Source organism: Formosa sp. F44 (assembly GCF_056238645.1).
Genome location: NZ_JBWDLJ010000001.1, coordinates 1,005,412 through 1,023,885, shown reverse-complemented (window position 1 = coordinate 1,023,885; position 18,474 = coordinate 1,005,412). Strand labels below are relative to the sequence as shown.

Here is an 18,474-nt window from a genome sequence, read left to right as displayed (position 1 = left end):
TGTAGTTTTTCAAATTTAAATAGGTTCATGTTATTAAAATAAGAGACCATAAAACATATAGAAATAGGCGTTGAAATAAGATGAAATTCATAAATTTAGCATTCCTAAACAAAGTAAAATTAGTAAGTGATACATGATTGAAATCAGAGATTATATAGAATCTACAGTATCAATAAGTGATGCCGATTGGAAATTGTTTTCTTCAAAACTTAAAACACGAACATTTAAAAAGCGCCAACGTATTTTAAATGTGGGCGAAACCGAACGTTATATTTCTTTTATAGGGGAAGGGATCGCTCGTTTTTTAATTCCGAATGAAGACGAGGAAAAGGATGTTACCTTTGGATTTTGTTTCGAAAATGAATTTATAAGTGCTTACGATTCTTTTTTAACCCAAAAACCGTCGTTATACGCCTTAGAAGCCTTAACAGATTTAACCATTTGGAGTGTTTCTTATACCGACTTGCAGGAAGTTTATGCTAAGACCGAAGTTGGGAACTTAATTGGTCGTTTATCTTCTGAACGGTTATTTTTAATCAAGTCTAAACGAGAGCAGTCCTTATTAAATGAAAGCGCAGAACAACGGTATTTAAATTTATTTACTGAACGCCCAAATTTGTTAAAAGACATTCCTTTAAAATATATAGCCTCCTATATTGGAGTCACCGCCCAAGCGTTAAGTCGGATAAGAAAACGAATTTCTTAACCTATGTTCAGATTTTAGTCCTAATAATTTTGGTTCTTTGCTAGTATAAAATTTAGCAAATGACAATTATTATCTTCATGATTATTCTGTGGTACTCTGGTTTGTTTTTTCAAACATTTTTTCTTCACAGATATGCGGCACATCAAACCTTTAGAATGTCTAAACTTGGTGAGAAAGTCTGTTATGTTTTAACTTGGATCTGTCAAGGATCTAATTACTTAAGTGCTTATGGTTATGGTGTAATGCACAGAATGCATCATGCTTATGCCGATACCGAAAAGGATCCGCATTCTCCTAAATACGACAGTAATGTGTTTTCTATGATGTGGCGTACAAAAACAATTTATCAAGATATTAATCAACAACGTGTTCCTGTCGATGCCAAATTTACCAAGAACGTACCGCAATGGAAACGTTTCGATAATTTTGCAAGCTCTCGCGTATCTAGATTGGTTTGGGCTGGTTTATACACTACATTTTTTATCTTTTTTGCAACCGAATGGTGGCAATGGTTATTTTTACCTGTAGCCTTTTTTATGGCGCCTATTCACGGTGTAATTATTAATTGGTTTGCGCATATTTACGGCTATGTAAATTTTAAAGTAAGCGACACTTCTAAAAACTTATTGCCTTTCGATTTTTTAATGATGGGAGAGGGGTATCATAATAATCACCATAAATATGGTGGACGTGCTAATTTTGGTGGCGTACGCTGGTACGAACTAGATGTAACTTACGCGATTATGAAAGTCCTTAATGCTCTTGGCTTTATTCAGATTAAAAAAAGTGCGCTAGTTCCCGTTAAACGCGAGGTATAATTAGTAAGATATGGTCCTGTAAATCCGCTTTAAACTATCCGTTAACGTGTGGCGTTGTTCTTTAATAATGCAATTGTTCTTAACATCAGATTTCAAGCATTTGGTAACAATCGAGTCTAATATGTTATCCGATTTGTCTTTGATCACTATACTTTGTAAATCGTCGTTTTTATAGTTGTAATAATGCGTATTAAATGTTTTAAAATGGTCTACACTTTTTAATGTTTTTCCAGTTTTAGAATAGTGTACAATCTTTTCGTTCTGTTTATGTTTCTTTTGCGAATAGCAACTTATACGCTCTCTTTGGTTGGTTTTCCATCGTGTTTTACAATAATAATTCGGTAAATCGGGGAAGGTTTGTTTATCGAAAAATAACTTCTTTTCAGTGGTTTGTATAGTATCTTGATCGGCGTTTAAGGTGTAAGAATATTCTACTCTACCATTTTTAGTGAACTCGAAATATTGTTCTTTTAATAGTATGGAATCTCCTGCAGTATTCAGTAAATAGGTGTGTTGGTCCATAGTATTTACACCTTGTAAATCGTTTTTCTTAAAATAAGAAATAGAGCTACACGACTGTAACAAAATAAAAAGTCCTAGATAGATTCCCCAAATATGTAAACTGCCTATTTTCATTCTTATAAAGATAAAATAATTTTTTCAGTTAACAATTTACTAGATACTCCAGATGAGCTATTTTTTTCAACTAACAACTATATATACTTTAATTTGGGCATTCTTTTTTGTTAAAAAAGTCGGGCTATCCACTATATCTTTTTATGTAAAAAGCACATAAAAAGGATGCCGTTTCTATCCCTAATGCGAACGAAAATTAAGTTTTCGATATAATATATGACGTTTCATTACGGTAAAAGTTGCCAAAGATAAACTTCCACAAATAGAAAAACCTACAAATAGCGGTAATGCAGTATCAGTCATAAACGAACCGATAAAGGTTGCAATCGGAATGGCAATTAAAGTAGATATAAATCCTGTAATTGCCGCTCCAATTCCTGCAATATGCCCAATAGGTTCCATGGCAATAGCTCTTATATTTCCAAATAGAAAACCTAAGGCAAAAAATAAACTTCCTAAAAACGGAATAAGTACAGTTAAACTTGGATTTGGTTTTCCCCAGAATAAAACGACATATGTGGTAGAGACCAAACTAAATACACAAAGTGATAAGAAGGCTAATCTTCGCATCCCAATCCGCACCACTAAAGTACCGTTTAATAGTGTCGATATTCCTATGGTAGTTGCTAGGCCTGCAAACACATACGGGAATTTATCTCCCATACCATATTGATCTTCAAAAACATGGTGAGACGAACTTAAATACACCATAAACGCACCCGTAATAAAACCGGAAACCATAGTAAATGCCATGGCTTCTTTATATCTAATTAATTCTTTAAATCCGTTTAAGTACACTCTATTATTAAAAGGTATTTTAAATTCAGGATGCAAGGTTTCTGGTTGCCGTTTCCAAAACCAAAACGTAACTATAATGGCAAAAAAGATCTGTGTATAAAAAATACTTTGCCAATTAAAGTGATGTAATATAAATAATCCTAAGGCAGGAGCTATTACTGGAACAAGGATAAAGAATGCTGTAACAAACGACATCATTCTTGCCATATAATCGCCTTTGTGAGAATCTCTAATTATAGAGATACAAATAGTTCGCGGTGCAGAAAGTCCGATACCTTGAAAAACACGTCCAATAAGCATAACTTCTATTGATGTGGAATAAATACAGACTAAACTTGCAATTATAAAAATTGCAAAGCCAGAATACATAAGCGGTTTTCTTCCAAAGCTATCGGAAAGCGGACCTAAAATTAATTGTCCAACACCAAAACCTAAAAAGATCATGGTGACTAAAGATTGTAAATCGGTGCTGTTTTGGTTTCCTATGGTTAATCCAATTTGCGGAAAAGCAGGTAATAAAGCGTCTATCGAAAGTGCGACTATAGACATTAATGAAGCCATTAATGCCACAAACTCGAATTGAGATTCCTTTTTGATTTTTTGCATGCGTCAAAAGTAGCATTTCCAATAGTATAATCTCATTAATTTAGGGTTATAAATTAATGAGATTATAATTAATAAAATCTAAATTAAGATTTAAATCTTAATTTTAGTCTAAATCTAATTTCACCTGATTTAGATGCTTGTTTATAAATTCTAATTCTTCTGAAGATAATTTTACATCTATAGCTTTGGCATTCGAGATTGCCTGATCGGCATTTCTCGCCCCTGCCAATGCTATTGTTATTCCCGGCTGTTCGATAGTCCATCTCAATACCAGTTGAGAGAGTGTTGCGTGTTTATCTTCGGCAAGAGGTTTTAATTTATCTAAAAATTGTGCCGTTTGTTTTAAGTTTTCATCCTTAAAGAAGGCCAAGTTTTTTCTGTGATCTCCTTCAGAAAACTGGTGTCCAGCCTTTATTTTTCCTGTTAATAGTCCACGTTGTAACGGACTGTAAGCCAAAATAGACGTGTTATTTTCTAGTACATAAGGTATAAGATCCGATTCTATACCACGATTTACCATACTATATGGCACTTGATTCGATACAATATCGACATACTTTTTAGCCTCTTTTAATTGGTCTACACTATAATTAGAAACCCCTGCATATCGTACTTTACCATCTTTAATTAATTGGGCTACCGCTTCCATTGTTTCCTGAATTTCGGTGGTTTTATCTGGCCAATGGATCTGATATAAATCGATATAATCTGTACCCAAGCGCTTTAAACTGTCTTCACATTCTTTTATAATACTTGCCTTTCTTGCGTTTTTATAAATAGCAATGTCTTTACCATCGTTATCTTGAGAGTTTACATAAAATTCACCATCGGTGGCATCCCAACGTAAACCATATTTAGTCACAATTTGAACTTGGTCACGAGATAAATCTTTAATGGCTTCACCTACAATTTTTTCACTGTGTCCCATACCGTAAATGGGAGCAGTATCGATGGTTGTAACTCCGTAATCGAATGCCGATTGCATGGCTTTCACCGCATCGTTTTGTTCGGTTCCTCCCCACATCCATCCTCCAGCGGCCCAAGCTCCGAAAGTGATTGCTGATAATTTTAAATCTGAATTTCCTAATGCTCTATATTCCATAATATGTGCGTTTTTTTAAGAGTGTTCAAGTTAATAATTCCAATATAAACACGTAAACGTTTTATGAAAGTCTTAATATTAATTTTCTGCTTTAATGACCAATAGTTTAGTGAGTAAAATTATCTTTACACCCTAAATAAAATTATGAGACATTATAAGCAACCCATAAAAGGGGATAAAAAAAAGGCTTCAAAGGTAAGTATGGCCCAAGCCTTTAAAACCATTATTTGGCCTAAGCGTAATCTAGTATTTATAGGTTTAATTTTAATTGTTTTTAGCCGTTTAGCAAGCTTAATTTTACCTTGGAAAAGTAAAGTACTACTTGACGATATTATTCCAAACCGAGATTACGATCAGTTATATTCTATGTTGGCTGTAGTTGGTGGAGCCATATTAGTACAGGCCGTAACTTCTTTTTTATTGACCAAAATTTTAAGTGTACAAGCACAATATTTAATATCAGAATTACGAGCTAAAGTGCAGAAAAAAGTGCTGTCTTTACCGATTAGCTTTTTTGATAATACAAAGTCAGGCGTTTTAGTATCTCGAATTATGACGGATGTAGAAGGTGTTAGAAATTTAATTGGGACTGGTTTAGTGCAATTGGTTGGTGGGACATTTACCGCTATTATTTCATTAGTTTTATTAATTAGAATTAGTCCGTCTATGACTCTATTTGTTCTAGTCCCTGTTGCTGTATTTGGAGTGCTAGCGCTAAAGGCTTTTAAATATATCAGACCTATTTTTAGAAAGCGTGGTGTAATTAATGCCGAAGTTACTGGACGTTTAACAGAAACCCTTAGCGGTGTTCGAGTGATTAAAGCGTTTAATGCCGAAGATCAGGAAAATAAAGCATTTGAATCGGGAGTCGATAAATTGTTTCAAAATGTAAAGAAAAGTTTAACCGCGACCGCAGTTATGACCAGTTCGTCTACATTTCTTTTAGGAATTGCTTCTACTGGTATTATGGGAATTGGTGGTTATAAAATCATGCAAGGCGAGTTAACTATTGGAGATTTTATGTTCTTCACGTTACTGCTAGGATTTATGATTGCACCGATTGTTCAGATGAGTAACATCGGAAGTCAGTTAACAGAGGCATTGGCAGGTTTAGATCGTACCGAAGAACTGATGAATATGGAAGCCGAAGACGACAACGAAAATCGCAATGTAGATATTGAAAATATGAAAGGCGATTTGATTTTTAATGATGTCTCTTTTGCTTATGAAGAAGGAAAAAACGTCCTACATAATATTAGTTTCGACGCACCATCGGGTTCTGTAACGGCTTTGGTGGGGAGCTCTGGTTCTGGAAAATCGACTATCGCTGGATTATCTGCTACGTTTTTAAATCCGAAATCAGGTGTGGTTTCTGTAGATGGTTACGATTTATCTCAAGTGCGATTAAAAAGTTTTAGAAAACATTTGGGAGTAGTATTACAAGATGAATTCTTGTTTGAAGGTACCATTCGAGAAAACATTCTATTTCCGAGACCAAACGCTACGGAAGCAGAACTTTTACAAGCTGTAGATTCTGCTTATGTGAGTGAATTTACAGATCGTTTTGATGATGAATTAGATACCTTAATAGGGGAGCGCGGTGTTAAATTATCGGGTGGTCAACGTCAACGTATCGCTATTGCAAGAGCTATTTTAGCCGATCCGAAAGTGATTATTTTAGACGAAGCAACTTCTAATTTAGATACCGAAAGTGAAGGATTTATTCAGAAAAGTTTGAATGAATTAACTAAAGATAGAACCACCATTGTAATTGCACACCGATTAAGTACCATTCGTAGAGCAGATCAGATTTTAGTGATTGAAGAAGGGCGTATTAAAGAGCGAGGAACTCATGACGAACTTATAGAATCTCAAGGTCGATATTACGATTTGTATACGTATCAAGCTAAAATATAAGAACAGATATCTATTAGAAAAGCCTCTAAAAACAGTGACTGTTTTAGAGGCTTTTCTTTTGACTATAATTTATAATGGAATATTACCGTGTTTGCGTTTTGGTAAGTCTACTTTCTTTTCTTCTAGCATACTAAACGCTTTAAGTAATTTCCTTCTGGTATCTTGTGGTGAAATAACTTCATCTATAAAGCCACGTTCTGCAGCACGATAGGGATTTGCAAAAGTTTTAGCATATTCGGTTTCTTTTTCTGCTAACTTAGAAATGGGATCGTCTGCTTCGTTAATTTCTCTTTTAAAAATAATTTCGCTTGCCCCTTTGGCACCCATAACGGCAATTTCGGCATTTGGCCATGCAAAATTCATGTCGGCTCCTATGTGTTTAGAATTCATCACATCGTAGGCACCGCCGTATGCTTTTCTTGTGATTACGGTAACACGAGGTACGGTGGCTTCGCTTAAAGCATACAATAATTTAGCTCCATTAGAAATAATGCCATTCCATTCTTGATCTGTTCCAGGCAAGAACCCAGGGACATCTACTAAAACTAAAAGCGGAATATTAAAACTGTCGCAGAACCGTGTAAAACGAGCGGCTTTCTTAGAACTGTTTACATCTAAAACACCTGCTAAATATAATGGCTGATTGGCCACTATACCTATGCTTCTTCCTCCAATACGGGCAAAACCTACGATTATATTCTGTGCATAATCTTTATGAATTTCAAAAAAGGAATCCAAATCTGTAATACCGTGTATTACCAAATGCATATCGTATGGTTTGTTGGCATTTACCGGTATTATATCTGTGAGTTGTGTTCTAATTTCATCGCCTAATTCTGTTGGAATTTTAGTTGTTGTTTTTGTGTTGTTTTGAGGTAAATAAGTTAGTAGTGATTTAATAGCCTCCAAACATTCCACATCGTTAGTAGAAGTGGTATGTGCCACACCCGATTTAGTCGCATGGGTATGTGCGCCACCTAATGCTTCTGAAGAAACTTCCTCATTGATTACCGTTTTTACCACATTTGGTCCTGTAACAAACATATAACTAGTGTTTTCTACCATCATTGTAAAATCGGTAATGGCGGGAGAGTACACGGCGCCACCAGCACAAGGCCCCATAATGGCAGAAATTTGGGGGATAATGCCAGAAGCTTTTACATTTCTATGAAATATTTCTGCATATCCGCCAAGAGAACGAACACCTTCTTGTATTCGTGCACCACCGGAATCGTTTAGACCAATTAATGGGGCTCCCATTTTTAAAGCGAGATCCATTATTTTGCAAATTTTTTCAGCATGAGTTTCTGAAAGAGAGCCACCAAAAACTGTAAAATCCTGAGCAAAAACATACACTAATCTATTATGAATCGTGCCATAGCCTGTTATAACACCATCGCCGTAATATTGCTCTTTCTGCATGTTAAAATCGGTTGTACGGTGGGTCACTAATATTCCGATTTCTTCAAAAGAACTTTCGTCTAATAAATAATTAATGCGTTCTCGGGCAGTTAGCTTTTTTTTGCTATGTTGTTTATCAATGCGTTCTGTACCACCTCCAAGATGTGCTTTTGCTATTTTATCGGATAGAATTTTAATTTTAGAATCCATATAATTTCAGTTTAACTATGAGGTAATCTTACTTTTTTGAGGTCGGTTTGATAGCGTTTCAACGCAAGCAAAGCAGCTAGTTTTGCATCGTTTTTAGCAATATGTTCTAATATTTCGGGTTTATAGTACAGGTTAACAAAATTAGTATCGAAGTTTCCTTTTCTAAATGCCTTATTTTCAAACACAAATTTTCCAAAGGTTAAAGTGGTTTCTATACCTTCAATTTTGTAGTTTTCAATGGCATCGAGCATGGTAACTATTGCTTCTTCTCGCGTATTTCCATAGGTAATTAATTTTGCGAGTAACGGATCGTAATAGATAGGTACGTCCATACCTTCTAGTATGCCGTTATCTACGCGTATGTTTTTTCCTTCAGGAATACGGTAGGTTTTTAAATGACCAACACTTGGAAGAAAATCATTTTGAGGATCTTCGGCATACACGCGCAGTTCTATGGCATGACCTTTAATTTCTAAATGCCCTTGGATTAAACGTAAAGATTCTTCTCGTGCAATTTTAATTTGTTGCTCTACAAGGTCTAAACCTGTGATCCATTCTGTTACTGGATGCTCCACTTGTAAGCGTGTGTTCATTTCTAAAAAATAGAAATTATTAGAGTCGTCTAAAAGAAATTCTACGGTACCAGCGCCTATATACTTACATGCTTTTGCTACTTTTTTAGCGGCTTCTCCCATTATGTCACGCAATTCTGGAGTTAATATGGTGGAAGGCGCCTCTTCAATTACTTTTTGATGACGGCGTTGGATACTGCATTCCCGTTCGAAGAGATGGACAGTATGACCTAAACTATCTGCCAAAACCTGAATTTCTATATGTCTTGGAGATGCAATATATTTTTCGATAAATACGGAGCCATCTCCAAAGGCATTTGTTGCTTCACTAATGGCACGTGTCATCTGGTCTTCTAGCTCATTTTCATTCTTTACAATACGCATACCTTTTCCACCACCACCGGCAGAGGCTTTTATTAGTATAGGAAATCCTATTTTATGTGCTATTTTTTTAGCTTCCTCAACATCTGTAATGGCTTGGTCTGTGCCAGGAACCATGGGAATGTTATAATGCTTTACAGCTTCTTTAGCGGCTAATTTACTCCCCATAATTTTTATGGATTCGGACTTTGGGCCAATAAAAATAAGGTGGTTTGCTTCAACTAATTTTACAAAGTCTGCATTCTCACTTAAAAAACCATACCCCGGATGTATAGCATCGACTTCTAAAGATTTAGCGATTTCAATAATTTTTTCACCTAATAAATACGATTGATTAGATGGTGGTTCTCCTATGCATACGGCTTCATCTGCAAAGGTAACATGGGGCGATTGTCTATCTATTGTAGAATAAATAGCTACCGTTTTAATCCCCATCTTTTTAATCGTCTTCATAATCCGTAGGGCAATTTCCCCACGATTGGCAACAAGTATCTTTTTCATAGTACGTTATTCAAATTCGATAAGGAGATCTCCTTTATTTACTGTAAGTCCTTTTTTTACTTCAACAGATTTTATAACACCGTCGTGAGGAGCAATTATATTGTTTTCCATTTTCATGGCTTCTAAAATAAGTAGTGAATCGTTGGCTTTAACCTGATCGCCTGGCTTTACGTTTAAATCTAAAATGAGTCCAGGCATGGGGGCAATAATAGAATCTATTTTTTTGGAACTTCCAATATGCAATCCCATAGCGTTAATAATAGTATCTGTTTCATTTAAAATATTAACGTGATACTCGGTGCCATTAACTTTAACCGTATACACCCTATGCTGAAAATCTTCTTTAGAAATTTCGGCATAAAATGTTTTATGCTTTTGAATAATATGAAATGAATTTGGATGGGTTTCAACGCAATCCAATAGATTTACATCTTCGTTAGAAAGACTGAATTGATGTAAATCGTTTACGGTTACTTTGGTGGATTTACTCATAACTGTTTGTTTGTCTAGTAAATATAATAAAATAGACGAGGATGAGTAACCTTTGGAATAGAGATATTTACAATTTAAGCAGATCTTTTAAAGTGTATGCTTTTGTTTTAATCAGAAAATGAATAGACCTAATAAAAGCTATAGCAGTAATTAATGCATCGCCGGAGGCCGTATGTCTGTCGCTTAAATCGATGTCGTAAAACTCTGCCACTTCATCTAGCGAATATTTTTTATTTGGATCTAGGAGATTAGATTTAATACGTGTCGCACGGAAAATAAGCATGGTATCTAAAACTTTATTTTTTAGTTGAGGAAGCTCTAATCTAGACAAAGCCATGTTAATCATGTTAATATCGAAAAACGCATGATGTGCAACTAGAATAGAATCTTTGATATACTCTAAAAATAAAATTATAGCATCCTCTTCAGATAGGGTTTCAAATTTATCATTTTTAAGAATACCGTGTATTTTCACGGTATTCTTATCGAAGTAATCTTGTTTTAAATATATTTCAAAAGCGGTACTAACATCAATTACGCCATCAATAATCTTTACAGCACCAATGCATAACATTCTGTCTTTATCGTAATTAAAACCGGTAGTTTCGGTATCTAAAACAACATAAGTAGACGTGTATATGTCTTCTTGCTTTGCTGTGGTAAAAAGGGATTCATATGTTGTCCAGTACTCAGGATATGATTTTTCTTTATTACTGAAAAGCCATTTCATTAAATGAAATTCTTTAAATTAAATTTCAGTTTAACCAACTCTTGAACTTTATTGATTGCTTTAAAACAACGTTTTAATTTCATTTTTTCTTCTTTCGATAGTTCGGCTAAGGCAATAAAGCGACCACTATCGTGATGGCGGAGTCCGCGTTTTGTTCTAAATTTTAATAGGGCTTTAGATGCATAGGCACAAGAGTAAAACAATTCTTGGTCTTCCGGTAGCAATTCTGCTAACTTTTCGAAACGTTCGGCGGTGTTATTTATATGCTTAATTTGATAATGTAAGGCTAATAATCTACCAGCATCTGTTACCGGCATAATGGCTCTTTTCTTTAAATCGAAATGATCTTTGTGCTCACCATCCTGTTCTACTAAAAATTGTCTGAAAAATCCTAATGGCGACGGACTTTTAAGTGAACTAGCACCTAATTTAGATTGAAAGATTAAATTCCCTTTTGTAATCTCTATAACATGATCTGCCAACTGGTTAGTAAGGCTCATATCTCCATAAGTGAAAGCAAAATCGAAAAAGATAGAACATAAAAGAAGTTCGTCGTCTTCGGTCTCTCTGGTCCAAGATGAAAATTGATTTTCCCATTCGTCTATACTTAGACAATATTTTGGGTTTTTTGCCATCATTTCACCAGGGCAATAATCGAAACCAATCATTTTTAAACGCTTATTCACTTTTTTAGCAAGCGTTAAGAAATAGGTTCTAACCTCTTCAATATGGTCGTCGTCTGTGTTTTCAAAAACAATAGCGTTATCCTGATCGGTATGCAAAAGTTGTTCTTTTCTTCCTTGACTTCCCAAAGACATCCAAGCAAATTTTACCGGAGGGACTTGATCCATTTTTTCGATACAACGTTCTACTACACGTTTTATAGTGGCATCGTTTAATTCGAAAATGATATTATTTATATGAGTAAGTGGAATATTTTGTTGAATATATCCATCTAAAAGCATCATTATTTTTTCACGAATACGCTTTAATTCTTTTGTAGAATTAGAACGTTTAATCGCTTTCATTAAGACTGAAGGATTTGTTCCTTTCATTACGATAATATCGTGTTCCGAAAAGACACCTAAAATCTTTGTGCTTGGAGTTCCATCTTTAGTTACTACAATTTGATTGATCTTATGCTTCATCATGGTGATTTGAGCCTGAGCAATCGTAATATTTTTCTTATAGCACTTTACTGGAGAAATCATGATTTTGGAAACATCGTCGTTTATCGAGTAGTTACCCGTAGCAACATGTAGTCTTAGATCTTTATCGGTAATAATTCCGATAGGGCATTCCTTATCTTCAATAATAATAGAACCTACATTATTCTCTGTCATTAACTGTGCAGCTTCTTTAATACTCGAAGTTTTCTTAGTAGTAATAACATTTTTAATAAGACGCACCGGTTGCATTTCGAACATGTCTTTTGTGAAGTCTAATTTCACATCGTCCTCAAGCATCTTTTTCTGAAATTCGTTTGAAAATGGATTTTCGGTATTAGACGCGAAACTCTCAATTAAATATTGTCGAACATTCTTATTGTTATCTATAAAAGGGCTGAAAATTTCTATTGGAATACAATACAAAATAGTCTCCTCTTCGGTGATAGAAGTAATGGCATAATTCTCCTTTGCAAATAAAGGACGCAATCCGAACACATCTCCTTCATCAAATTGGTCGATGGTTTCAAGCTTTTCATTGATATATTTCTTAAGCTTAACAGCTCCTTTGTATATCATATAAAATTGATCGTGTAGCGGATCGTTAATATTGTAAACCGTACTTTCTTTGTCCAAATAACTGATTTTAACTTCTTTAGAAAGTTCAAGTAGTTGACTCTTATCGAGTAAATCGAAGGGTGGAAAGTTTTTTATAAAATCAGCGACGCGTTCTGCTATCGTGTTCTTCATCGTATTCATTTAATGAGCGTTTTCGAAAATTAAAGATAGTATTATTATTTAAAATATGATTTTTCTTGATGATTTTTTATTGCATTTCTTGCCAGCACTATTGCAACACCAAGAGAAATAAAGGCACCTATCCAAATGCCTGGTACAAAATCAATAAAGAGAAAAAAATCGTAACTTCCATGGAAGATTACAGCAAATAATAGCCCTAGTAAATTATGCTTAATTCTATGATTCGAGAATTTGGCTTTTCCCATAAAATATCCCATTAATATTCCAAAACAAGCATGTGCAGGAATGGCTGTAAAAGCTCTTAAAATTCCTGATGCAACACCACCATCTAGTACATAAAAAATATTTTCGGTAGCGGCAAAGCCCATTGAAACCATAACCGCATACATAATCCCATCGTAAGGTTCGTTAAATGCATTATTGGGTTGTGTAAAATAGCGAATTATTAGATATTTACTAAATTCTTCGGTAAAAGCCACAACAAAAAATGCTTTAATAAATAAATGCGCTATGCTAGACTCATCTAATGGTAAAAAGTAATTTAATATAAGGGATAAGATTGTAGTAATTAATATACTTACAATAGCACCGAGTACGAAATTATAAAACAAAAATAGTTTTGGCTCTTTTTCATATTTGTCTTTGTTGTAGACATAAATTATAATTGCTAAAACAGGAGCAAGAGCAAGTAGAAGTAGGTGCATATATTATTTTTGTTTTGAGAAATAATAACTTCGATTATTGAATGATAATTGTAAGAAAGGGTAAACAATATTGGTTATAAAATGACTTATTAAAACGGCCAAAGCCGCTCCATTTATGTAATACAATGGAATTAAAATATAACAGAGTATAAGATTACATATACATCCTACGGTAAAGCGATACACCTCATGTTCTAATTTATTTATGGTTAGTACATGTTTTTCGTATAACATGCCCATAAATATAAATAACGGAGACCAACAAAAGATTTGTAAAGGCGATTTAGCTTCTGCATACTGATCGGAGAAATACGTGTTTAAAATATAGTTTCCAAAAATTATATAGAATACAGCAATCCCTAATCCCAATATAATCATGGCTATGGTTAACTGTCTAAATTTTATCTTATAGGTATTATTATCCTGATTGTAAGATTCGGCAAGAGACGGATATAATGCATTAATTATGGCAAAACCTATGGTCCAACTTAAACCAATTACCAAATATTGAACGCTACCGAAAACTCCATTTGCATGATCGCTATAATAATATTTTAAAAATAGTTCGTCTATACCTATATATAACATAATTAAACCACTGGATATCATGAGCGGGAAAGACATACTAAGTAACTGTTTTCCTAAGGATATAGAAACAGATAATTTTTTATATGAGAAGCCTTTATTAATTAGCAATGCTAGGCCATAAATAGCGCCTTGAATAAGAAAGTCTAATGCTAAAACTTTAGCAAAATAAAGTACATCTAGATGGTGTGTTACTCCATAATATTGAAGTAATAAAATAATTATTAGACTCGTAATTTTACTTATAAATATAAACTTGGCTTGTTTCTTTGCTAAGAAATAGAATTCAAACACATCGGTGAGCCGAAACAAATACCCGAATAACAAAATTAGGTATAGACTAAATAATGCTACGTTTTTAGTAAATATTAAGTAGCATAATATACCAATACTAAGAATAATCCAACTTAATAATCGCATTGTAAATGTTGTACCAATTATTTTTTCGCATGTTTTTGGGTGTAAAACCATTTCTCGTATGGAGATGGCCGAGAGGCCAAGAAAAAATATAGGTGTAAACATCCCCAAAAGTGCCTCTACAAAATGTAGCTTGCCAATGTCTATAGTGCCTAATGTATTGAATATTTTAGGTATAATAAATACACCTGCAAACAGTTGGATGCCTTTTTCTAATGAAAACCAGACGGTAGAATTTAAATCTTTTCTGCTAAAAGCAATTGGCATAGACATATAAATAAGGAGCCAAATATATAAAATACTCTTGTGTAAAGAAGTTTGCTTCTAATTTATTATTTTGCAAAACAATAAACCTCCTTTATGACTTCAGAATTCCTTCGACGCTACTATGTTTTACGTATTATTAAAAATCCAGAATTGTATGGTCTTTCGAAACCTTATGTAACATACGAAGAATTAAAAGGTGCATTGGATTCTATTGTAGAAAAAAATTATGAAGATAGGCTCTACGAAAAACTTGAATCGAATAGTAAAAAAACAATCAAAAGGGATTTAGAAGATATTAAATCTTTTCACCATATAGATATTAGGCTTAAACGTAATCATGGGTATTATATTCTCGAGCAGGATTTTATTATGTCGGATAAGCTTAAAGAAGTGTTTGAAAAAACAGAACTTTATTTATTACATCATCATGCCCATGCTTGGAAGCAATTTGTGAGTATATCGAGAACGTCTTTAAGTGCGTATGTGGACATGGTTGCGCTAATTAATGCCATAGAATGTAAGTGTCTGATAGAGATAGATTATCAGGGTTGGTATGATGATAACAGATTTCAGAAAGTAAAAAATGTTTTTCAGCCACTACATATTAAAGAAATAAATAACGCCTGGTATTTAATAGCTCATAATTCTGAAGTAGGTATTTACTCGATGTGCTTAGATAGTAGAATTAGTAGTTTATTTATAACCAATAGAGTTTGTAAAGATCCGGTTGGATTTAACGAAGCCGAGTATTTTAAGAATTCGATAGGAATTTTAAAAACGGATTTACAAGCGGTCTGGATTCATATAAAAGTAGCGAATCATCACTTTAAATATGTTGAAAACAATCCCTTACATCACTCTCAGATTATAACTTCACGACCAATAGATGTAGACACTGAATATTTAGATTACAATAACGAACGGATTTGGGGAGAGATTAAAATATTTGTAGAACCTTCCTATGAGTTTTTTATGGAAATTTTAAAATACAACCGTTGGGTAAAAATTGTTTCTCCATCTCAAGTTGTAGCCGATATGAAGCTGTTATTAAGCCAGATGTCTGCGTATTATGAATAATTGCGCTTAATTTGTATGCATGCCGTGATTTAAGTATTATAATTTATTACAAAATCAGTCTTTATCTTGCATTAATATTTAAATAGACATATTTTGTCCGTTTCGCTCTTATATTTGAAGTATAATAATTAATTGATACTAAGTTGATAATCAAAATAGTATTGAATTGCTATTAAACCAGCCAAATCCTCCTAAAAATGAAACATATCCTACTATGTGTTGTCTGCATGTTGTGCGCCAATATTACTTTAGCTAGCCCAGTTTTCTTAGAGCATACTAATACTACAAAAGTACAGTCACAGGATAAAGTGCCTTTTAGGCCTATTTTAATAGATCAACAATATATTTCAGAACAAAGTATTCAATTTATTAGTAAAGAAATTAGTTTCGTTAGAGTTGTAGAAGAAGCCTCAAAATTTTGGCAATCTGATACAGAAAGAAGTAAGCGTTGGGAGCCAAGAGTTAAGAAATATTTTAATCATGCCACCTATTCTAAATACGAACTTAAAAAAGTGAATAGGAAATTTAATTTAGAGCATTCTCAAAGCGATATAAATAAGCTTATTAGTATTATTACATCAGAAAGTATAGCAGAGTTTTCTAAAGAAATTGCTGTTATGGGGTGCATTTGGGTAATTATGGGTATCATTGTTTTAGGTACAAAAGGGAAGTTTTTTGTACTAGATATTATATTAACAACTTGTATTTGTGTGTGGTTTGGTTTGAAAAATCAAATGATTAAAGATAATTTAGAAGATTTTATAGTCTTGAAAAACGACCGGTTAAGTGAAATGGTTTCTGGTAGAGCTCCAATTTTAAATTCAAATTCAAAAAACGAATTTAAACTGTCGAAAGAATTAAGTGGATTTATACATTTTCTTGAATAGCACTTAAAACTTGTTCGTAATAAACCCTATTAGACGGTACAAAATAATCATTAGTTTCACTATTAGCTAAGTGTGATTTAAACGTTTCTATAGATACTAGTTGAAGTGCTTCAACTTCTTCGGGTTGTGGTGTTAAGTTCTGTAAAGGTTCTCTTAATACAGCGATATATGTATGGTGAAACTCATTGTCTTGGATTCCAGAATCGTAACTTTGAAAACATTTAAATACCCCAATCTTTTTCAAATCAGTTGCGGTTAAAGTTAAATTGAGTTCTTCCAAAGTTTCTCGAATGCCTGCTTCTTCTATCGTTTCTCCTGCATCTACATGACCAGCTACCGAAACATCCCACATGCCTGGGCATATTGCTTTTCTATAACTACGTTGTGCTAACAAGATCTCACCACTACTAGTATATAGCCATATGTGAGCTGTATTATGATAATAGCCTTTATTATGTATTTCGGACTTTAATGCCGTTTTTCCCGTATAAGAGCCATCTATATTAACAATATCTATAAGTTCGTCCATGTGGATATGGTGTATAAAAAATATTCCCGCCAAGTTTATAGCGGGAATTGGGTAAATATCTATTTAAAATAACTAAATGTTTCTCCGTCTTCTATATTTAAAAGCGTCTCATAAATTAATTTTATAACATGCTCAACATCTTCACGGTGTACCATCTCTACTGTGGTATGCATATATCGCAGTGGTAAGGAGATTAGGGCAGAGGCAACACCTCCATTACTGTAAGCAAAAGCATCGGTATCTGTTCCTGTGGCTCTAGATAATGCAGAGCGCTGAAAAGGAATTTTGTTAGTTTCTGCTGTGTCTGTAATTAAATCTCTTAATTTTTGTTGTACGGCAGGAGCATAAGCGACCACAGGACCAAGACCTAACTCTAAATGACCTTCTTTTTTTCTGTCAATCATTGGCGTTGTTGTATCGTGAGTCACATCGGTAACAATAGCAACATTAGGTTTAATGGTTTGAGTAATCATTTCTGCACCACGAAGTCCAATTTCTTCTTGTACCGAGTTCGTAATGTACAGTCCAAACGGTAACTTATTCTTGTTTTCATGAAGTAAACGCGCCACTTCTGCAATCATAAAGCCACCCATTCTGTTATCTAGAGCGCGACATACAAATTTATCACCATTTAAAATATGAAATTCATCTGGATATGTAATTACACAACCCACATGAACACCCATATCTTCGACTTCTTTTTTAGTTTTTGCTCCAACATCAATTGTAATGTTGTCTGGTTTAGGTGTCTCTTCTTTAGATTTATCTCTTGTATGAATAGCCGGCCATCCAAAAACACCTTTTACAATGCCTTTCTTAGTATGAATATTAACCAATTTACTTGGCGCAATTTGATGATCACTTCCTCCGTTTCTTACAACATAAATAAAACCTTCATCAGAAATATAATTCACATACCAAGAAATTTCGTCTGCGTGTCCTTCAATCACAACTTTGTACGGGGCATCAGGGTTTATCACACCTACAGCGGTTCCATAAGTATCTGTTATGAATTCGTCTACATAAGGTTTTAAATAATCCATCCACAGCTTTTGCCCAGTCCATTCGTAACCAGTAGGTGCTGCATTATTTAAATATGTTTCTAAAAAATCTAGAGATTTTTTATTTAATATACTCTTGTTTGCCATTTGTAATAATTTTGTATAAAAATAATAATATTAATATGATTTTAGGGGTTAAAGAGGTGTAATTT

Annotated in this window: 17 protein-coding genes; 5 read left to right on the top strand and 12 right to left on the bottom strand. The window is 33.9% G+C overall.

The features are described 5' to 3' along the window. Nucleotides 1–133: 133 nt before the first annotated feature. Nucleotides 134–706: a Crp/Fnr family transcriptional regulator gene (locus tag AC0UBM_RS04365; RefSeq protein ID WP_414034346.1), complete on the top strand. Its 573-nt coding sequence runs from the start codon at nucleotides 134–136 to the stop codon at nucleotides 704–706. A 59-nt stretch (nucleotides 707–765) separates the two neighbouring features. Beyond that, nucleotides 766–1,524, top strand: a complete 759-nt coding sequence (locus tag AC0UBM_RS04360) for an acyl-CoA desaturase (protein WP_414034347.1) — start codon at nucleotides 766–768, stop codon at nucleotides 1,522–1,524. Here the strand turns inward: AC0UBM_RS04360 and AC0UBM_RS04355 are convergent, their stop codons facing one another. The 3 genes from AC0UBM_RS04355 to AC0UBM_RS04345 form a co-directional block, all read right to left on the bottom strand. Continuing rightward, a complete protein-coding gene (locus AC0UBM_RS04355; RefSeq protein WP_475687784.1) occupies nucleotides 1,525–2,160 on the bottom strand; it encodes a hypothetical protein in 636 nt (211 codons plus the stop codon). Between the two features lie 180 nt (nucleotides 2,161–2,340). Further along, nucleotides 2,341–3,564, bottom strand: a complete 1,224-nt coding sequence (locus AC0UBM_RS04350; RefSeq protein WP_475687783.1) for a multidrug effflux MFS transporter — start codon at nucleotides 3,562–3,564, stop codon at nucleotides 2,341–2,343. Between the two features lie 103 nt (nucleotides 3,565–3,667). Then, a complete protein-coding gene (locus tag AC0UBM_RS04345) occupies nucleotides 3,668–4,666 on the bottom strand; it encodes an aldo/keto reductase (RefSeq protein WP_475687782.1) in 999 nt (332 codons plus the stop codon). Nucleotides 4,667–4,810: 144 nt separating this feature from the next. Here AC0UBM_RS04345 and AC0UBM_RS04340 point away from each other — a divergent pair, with 144 nt between their 5' ends. Further along, a complete protein-coding gene (locus AC0UBM_RS04340) occupies nucleotides 4,811–6,583 on the top strand; it encodes an ABC transporter ATP-binding protein (RefSeq protein WP_475687781.1) in 1,773 nt (590 codons plus the stop codon). A gap of 69 nt (nucleotides 6,584–6,652) precedes the next feature. Here the strand turns inward: AC0UBM_RS04340 and AC0UBM_RS04335 are convergent, their stop codons facing one another. The 7 genes from AC0UBM_RS04335 to AC0UBM_RS04305 all read right to left on the bottom strand — a co-directional run bounded on the left by AC0UBM_RS04335 (nucleotide 6,653) and on the right by AC0UBM_RS04305 (nucleotide 14,768). Further along, the gene (locus AC0UBM_RS04335) at nucleotides 6,653–8,194 is read right to left on the bottom strand and encodes an acyl-CoA carboxylase subunit beta (RefSeq protein WP_475687780.1); all 1,542 of its coding nucleotides are present in this window, start codon (nucleotides 8,192–8,194) and stop codon (nucleotides 6,653–6,655) included. Nucleotides 8,195–8,205: 11 nt separating this feature from the next. After that, nucleotides 8,206–9,648 carry an acetyl-CoA carboxylase biotin carboxylase subunit gene (locus tag AC0UBM_RS04330; protein WP_475687779.1) on the bottom strand — a complete coding sequence of 481 codons (1,443 nt, stop codon included), beginning with the start codon at nucleotides 9,646–9,648 and terminating at the stop codon, nucleotides 8,206–8,208. Between the two features lie 6 nt (nucleotides 9,649–9,654). Next, a complete protein-coding gene (locus AC0UBM_RS04325) occupies nucleotides 9,655–10,140 on the bottom strand; it encodes an acyl-CoA carboxylase biotin carboxyl carrier protein subunit (protein WP_475687778.1) in 486 nt (161 codons plus the stop codon). Nucleotides 10,141–10,207: 67 nt separating this feature from the next. After that, the gene (locus AC0UBM_RS04320) at nucleotides 10,208–10,870 is read right to left on the bottom strand and encodes a 3'-5' exonuclease (RefSeq protein ID WP_475687777.1); all 663 of its coding nucleotides are present in this window, start codon (nucleotides 10,868–10,870) and stop codon (nucleotides 10,208–10,210) included. Then, nucleotides 10,870–12,786, bottom strand: a complete 1,917-nt coding sequence (locus tag AC0UBM_RS04315; protein ID WP_475687776.1) for a DUF294 nucleotidyltransferase-like domain-containing protein — start codon at nucleotides 12,784–12,786, stop codon at nucleotides 10,870–10,872. The genes AC0UBM_RS04320 and AC0UBM_RS04315 overlap by 1 nt, the downstream gene beginning before the upstream one ends. A gap of 44 nt (nucleotides 12,787–12,830) precedes the next feature. Further along, a complete protein-coding gene (locus tag AC0UBM_RS04310) occupies nucleotides 12,831–13,499 on the bottom strand; it encodes a PrsW family intramembrane metalloprotease (protein WP_475687775.1) in 669 nt (222 codons plus the stop codon). A 3-nt stretch (nucleotides 13,500–13,502) separates the two neighbouring features. Continuing rightward, a complete protein-coding gene (locus AC0UBM_RS04305; protein ID WP_475687774.1) occupies nucleotides 13,503–14,768 on the bottom strand; it encodes a flippase in 1,266 nt (421 codons plus the stop codon). Between the two features lie 93 nt (nucleotides 14,769–14,861). Between AC0UBM_RS04305 and AC0UBM_RS04300 the strand changes: the two genes are divergently transcribed. Then, nucleotides 14,862–15,845 (top strand): helix-turn-helix transcriptional regulator, encoded by a 984-nt coding sequence (locus AC0UBM_RS04300; protein ID WP_475687773.1) that lies wholly within the window; start codon nucleotides 14,862–14,864, stop codon nucleotides 15,843–15,845. Nucleotides 15,846–16,042: 197 nt separating this feature from the next. Further along, a complete protein-coding gene (locus tag AC0UBM_RS04295; protein ID WP_475687772.1) occupies nucleotides 16,043–16,732 on the top strand; it encodes a hypothetical protein in 690 nt (229 codons plus the stop codon). Here AC0UBM_RS04295 and AC0UBM_RS04290 read toward each other — a convergent pair. Both AC0UBM_RS04290 and AC0UBM_RS04285 read right to left on the bottom strand, forming a co-directional pair. Then, entirely contained in the window at nucleotides 16,713–17,261 is a 549-nt protein-coding gene (locus tag AC0UBM_RS04290) for an NUDIX hydrolase (protein WP_475687771.1), read from the bottom strand. The two genes, AC0UBM_RS04295 and AC0UBM_RS04290, sit on opposite strands and share 20 nt — an antisense overlap. A 59-nt stretch (nucleotides 17,262–17,320) precedes the next feature. Beyond that, entirely contained in the window at nucleotides 17,321–18,409 is a 1,089-nt protein-coding gene (locus tag AC0UBM_RS04285; RefSeq protein WP_475687770.1) for a M42 family metallopeptidase, read from the bottom strand. Nucleotides 18,410–18,474: the final 65 nt, after the last annotated feature.

Excerpts from the sequence above, each read along its gene's own strand:
- AC0UBM_RS04310 (WP_475687775.1), bottom strand. The coding sequence starts at position 13,499 with ATGCACCTACTTCTACTTGCTCTTGCTCCTGTTTTAGCAATTATAATT.
- AC0UBM_RS04340 (WP_475687781.1), top strand. The coding sequence starts at position 4,811 with ATGAGACATTATAAGCAACCCATAAAAGGGGATAAAAAAAAGGCTTCA.
- AC0UBM_RS04345 (WP_475687782.1), bottom strand. The coding sequence starts at position 4,666 with ATGGAATATAGAGCATTAGGAAATTCAGATTTAAAATTATCAGCAATC.
- AC0UBM_RS04315 (WP_475687776.1), bottom strand. The coding sequence starts at position 12,786 with ATGAAGAACACGATAGCAGAACGCGTCGCTGATTTTATAAAAAACTTT.
- AC0UBM_RS04325 (WP_475687778.1), bottom strand. The coding sequence starts at position 10,140 with ATGAGTAAATCCACCAAAGTAACCGTAAACGATTTACATCAATTCAGT.
- AC0UBM_RS04360 (WP_414034347.1), top strand. The coding sequence starts at position 766 with ATGACAATTATTATCTTCATGATTATTCTGTGGTACTCTGGTTTGTTT.
- AC0UBM_RS04320 (WP_475687777.1), bottom strand. The coding sequence starts at position 10,870 with ATGAAATGGCTTTTCAGTAATAAAGAAAAATCATATCCTGAGTACTGG.
- AC0UBM_RS04355 (WP_475687784.1), bottom strand. The coding sequence starts at position 2,160 with ATGAAAATAGGCAGTTTACATATTTGGGGAATCTATCTAGGACTTTTT.
- AC0UBM_RS04290 (WP_475687771.1), bottom strand. The coding sequence starts at position 17,261 with ATGGACGAACTTATAGATATTGTTAATATAGATGGCTCTTATACGGGA.
- AC0UBM_RS04335 (WP_475687780.1), bottom strand. The coding sequence starts at position 8,194 with ATGGATTCTAAAATTAAAATTCTATCCGATAAAATAGCAAAAGCACAT.
- AC0UBM_RS04285 (WP_475687770.1), bottom strand. The coding sequence starts at position 18,409 with ATGGCAAACAAGAGTATATTAAATAAAAAATCTCTAGATTTTTTAGAA.
- AC0UBM_RS04365 (WP_414034346.1), top strand. The coding sequence starts at position 134 with ATGATTGAAATCAGAGATTATATAGAATCTACAGTATCAATAAGTGAT.
- AC0UBM_RS04300 (WP_475687773.1), top strand. The coding sequence starts at position 14,862 with ATGACTTCAGAATTCCTTCGACGCTACTATGTTTTACGTATTATTAAA.
- AC0UBM_RS04305 (WP_475687774.1), bottom strand. The coding sequence starts at position 14,768 with ATGCCAATTGCTTTTAGCAGAAAAGATTTAAATTCTACCGTCTGGTTT.
- AC0UBM_RS04330 (WP_475687779.1), bottom strand. The coding sequence starts at position 9,648 with ATGAAAAAGATACTTGTTGCCAATCGTGGGGAAATTGCCCTACGGATT.
- AC0UBM_RS04350 (WP_475687783.1), bottom strand. The coding sequence starts at position 3,564 with ATGCAAAAAATCAAAAAGGAATCTCAATTCGAGTTTGTGGCATTAATG.
- AC0UBM_RS04295 (WP_475687772.1), top strand. The coding sequence starts at position 16,043 with ATGAAACATATCCTACTATGTGTTGTCTGCATGTTGTGCGCCAATATT.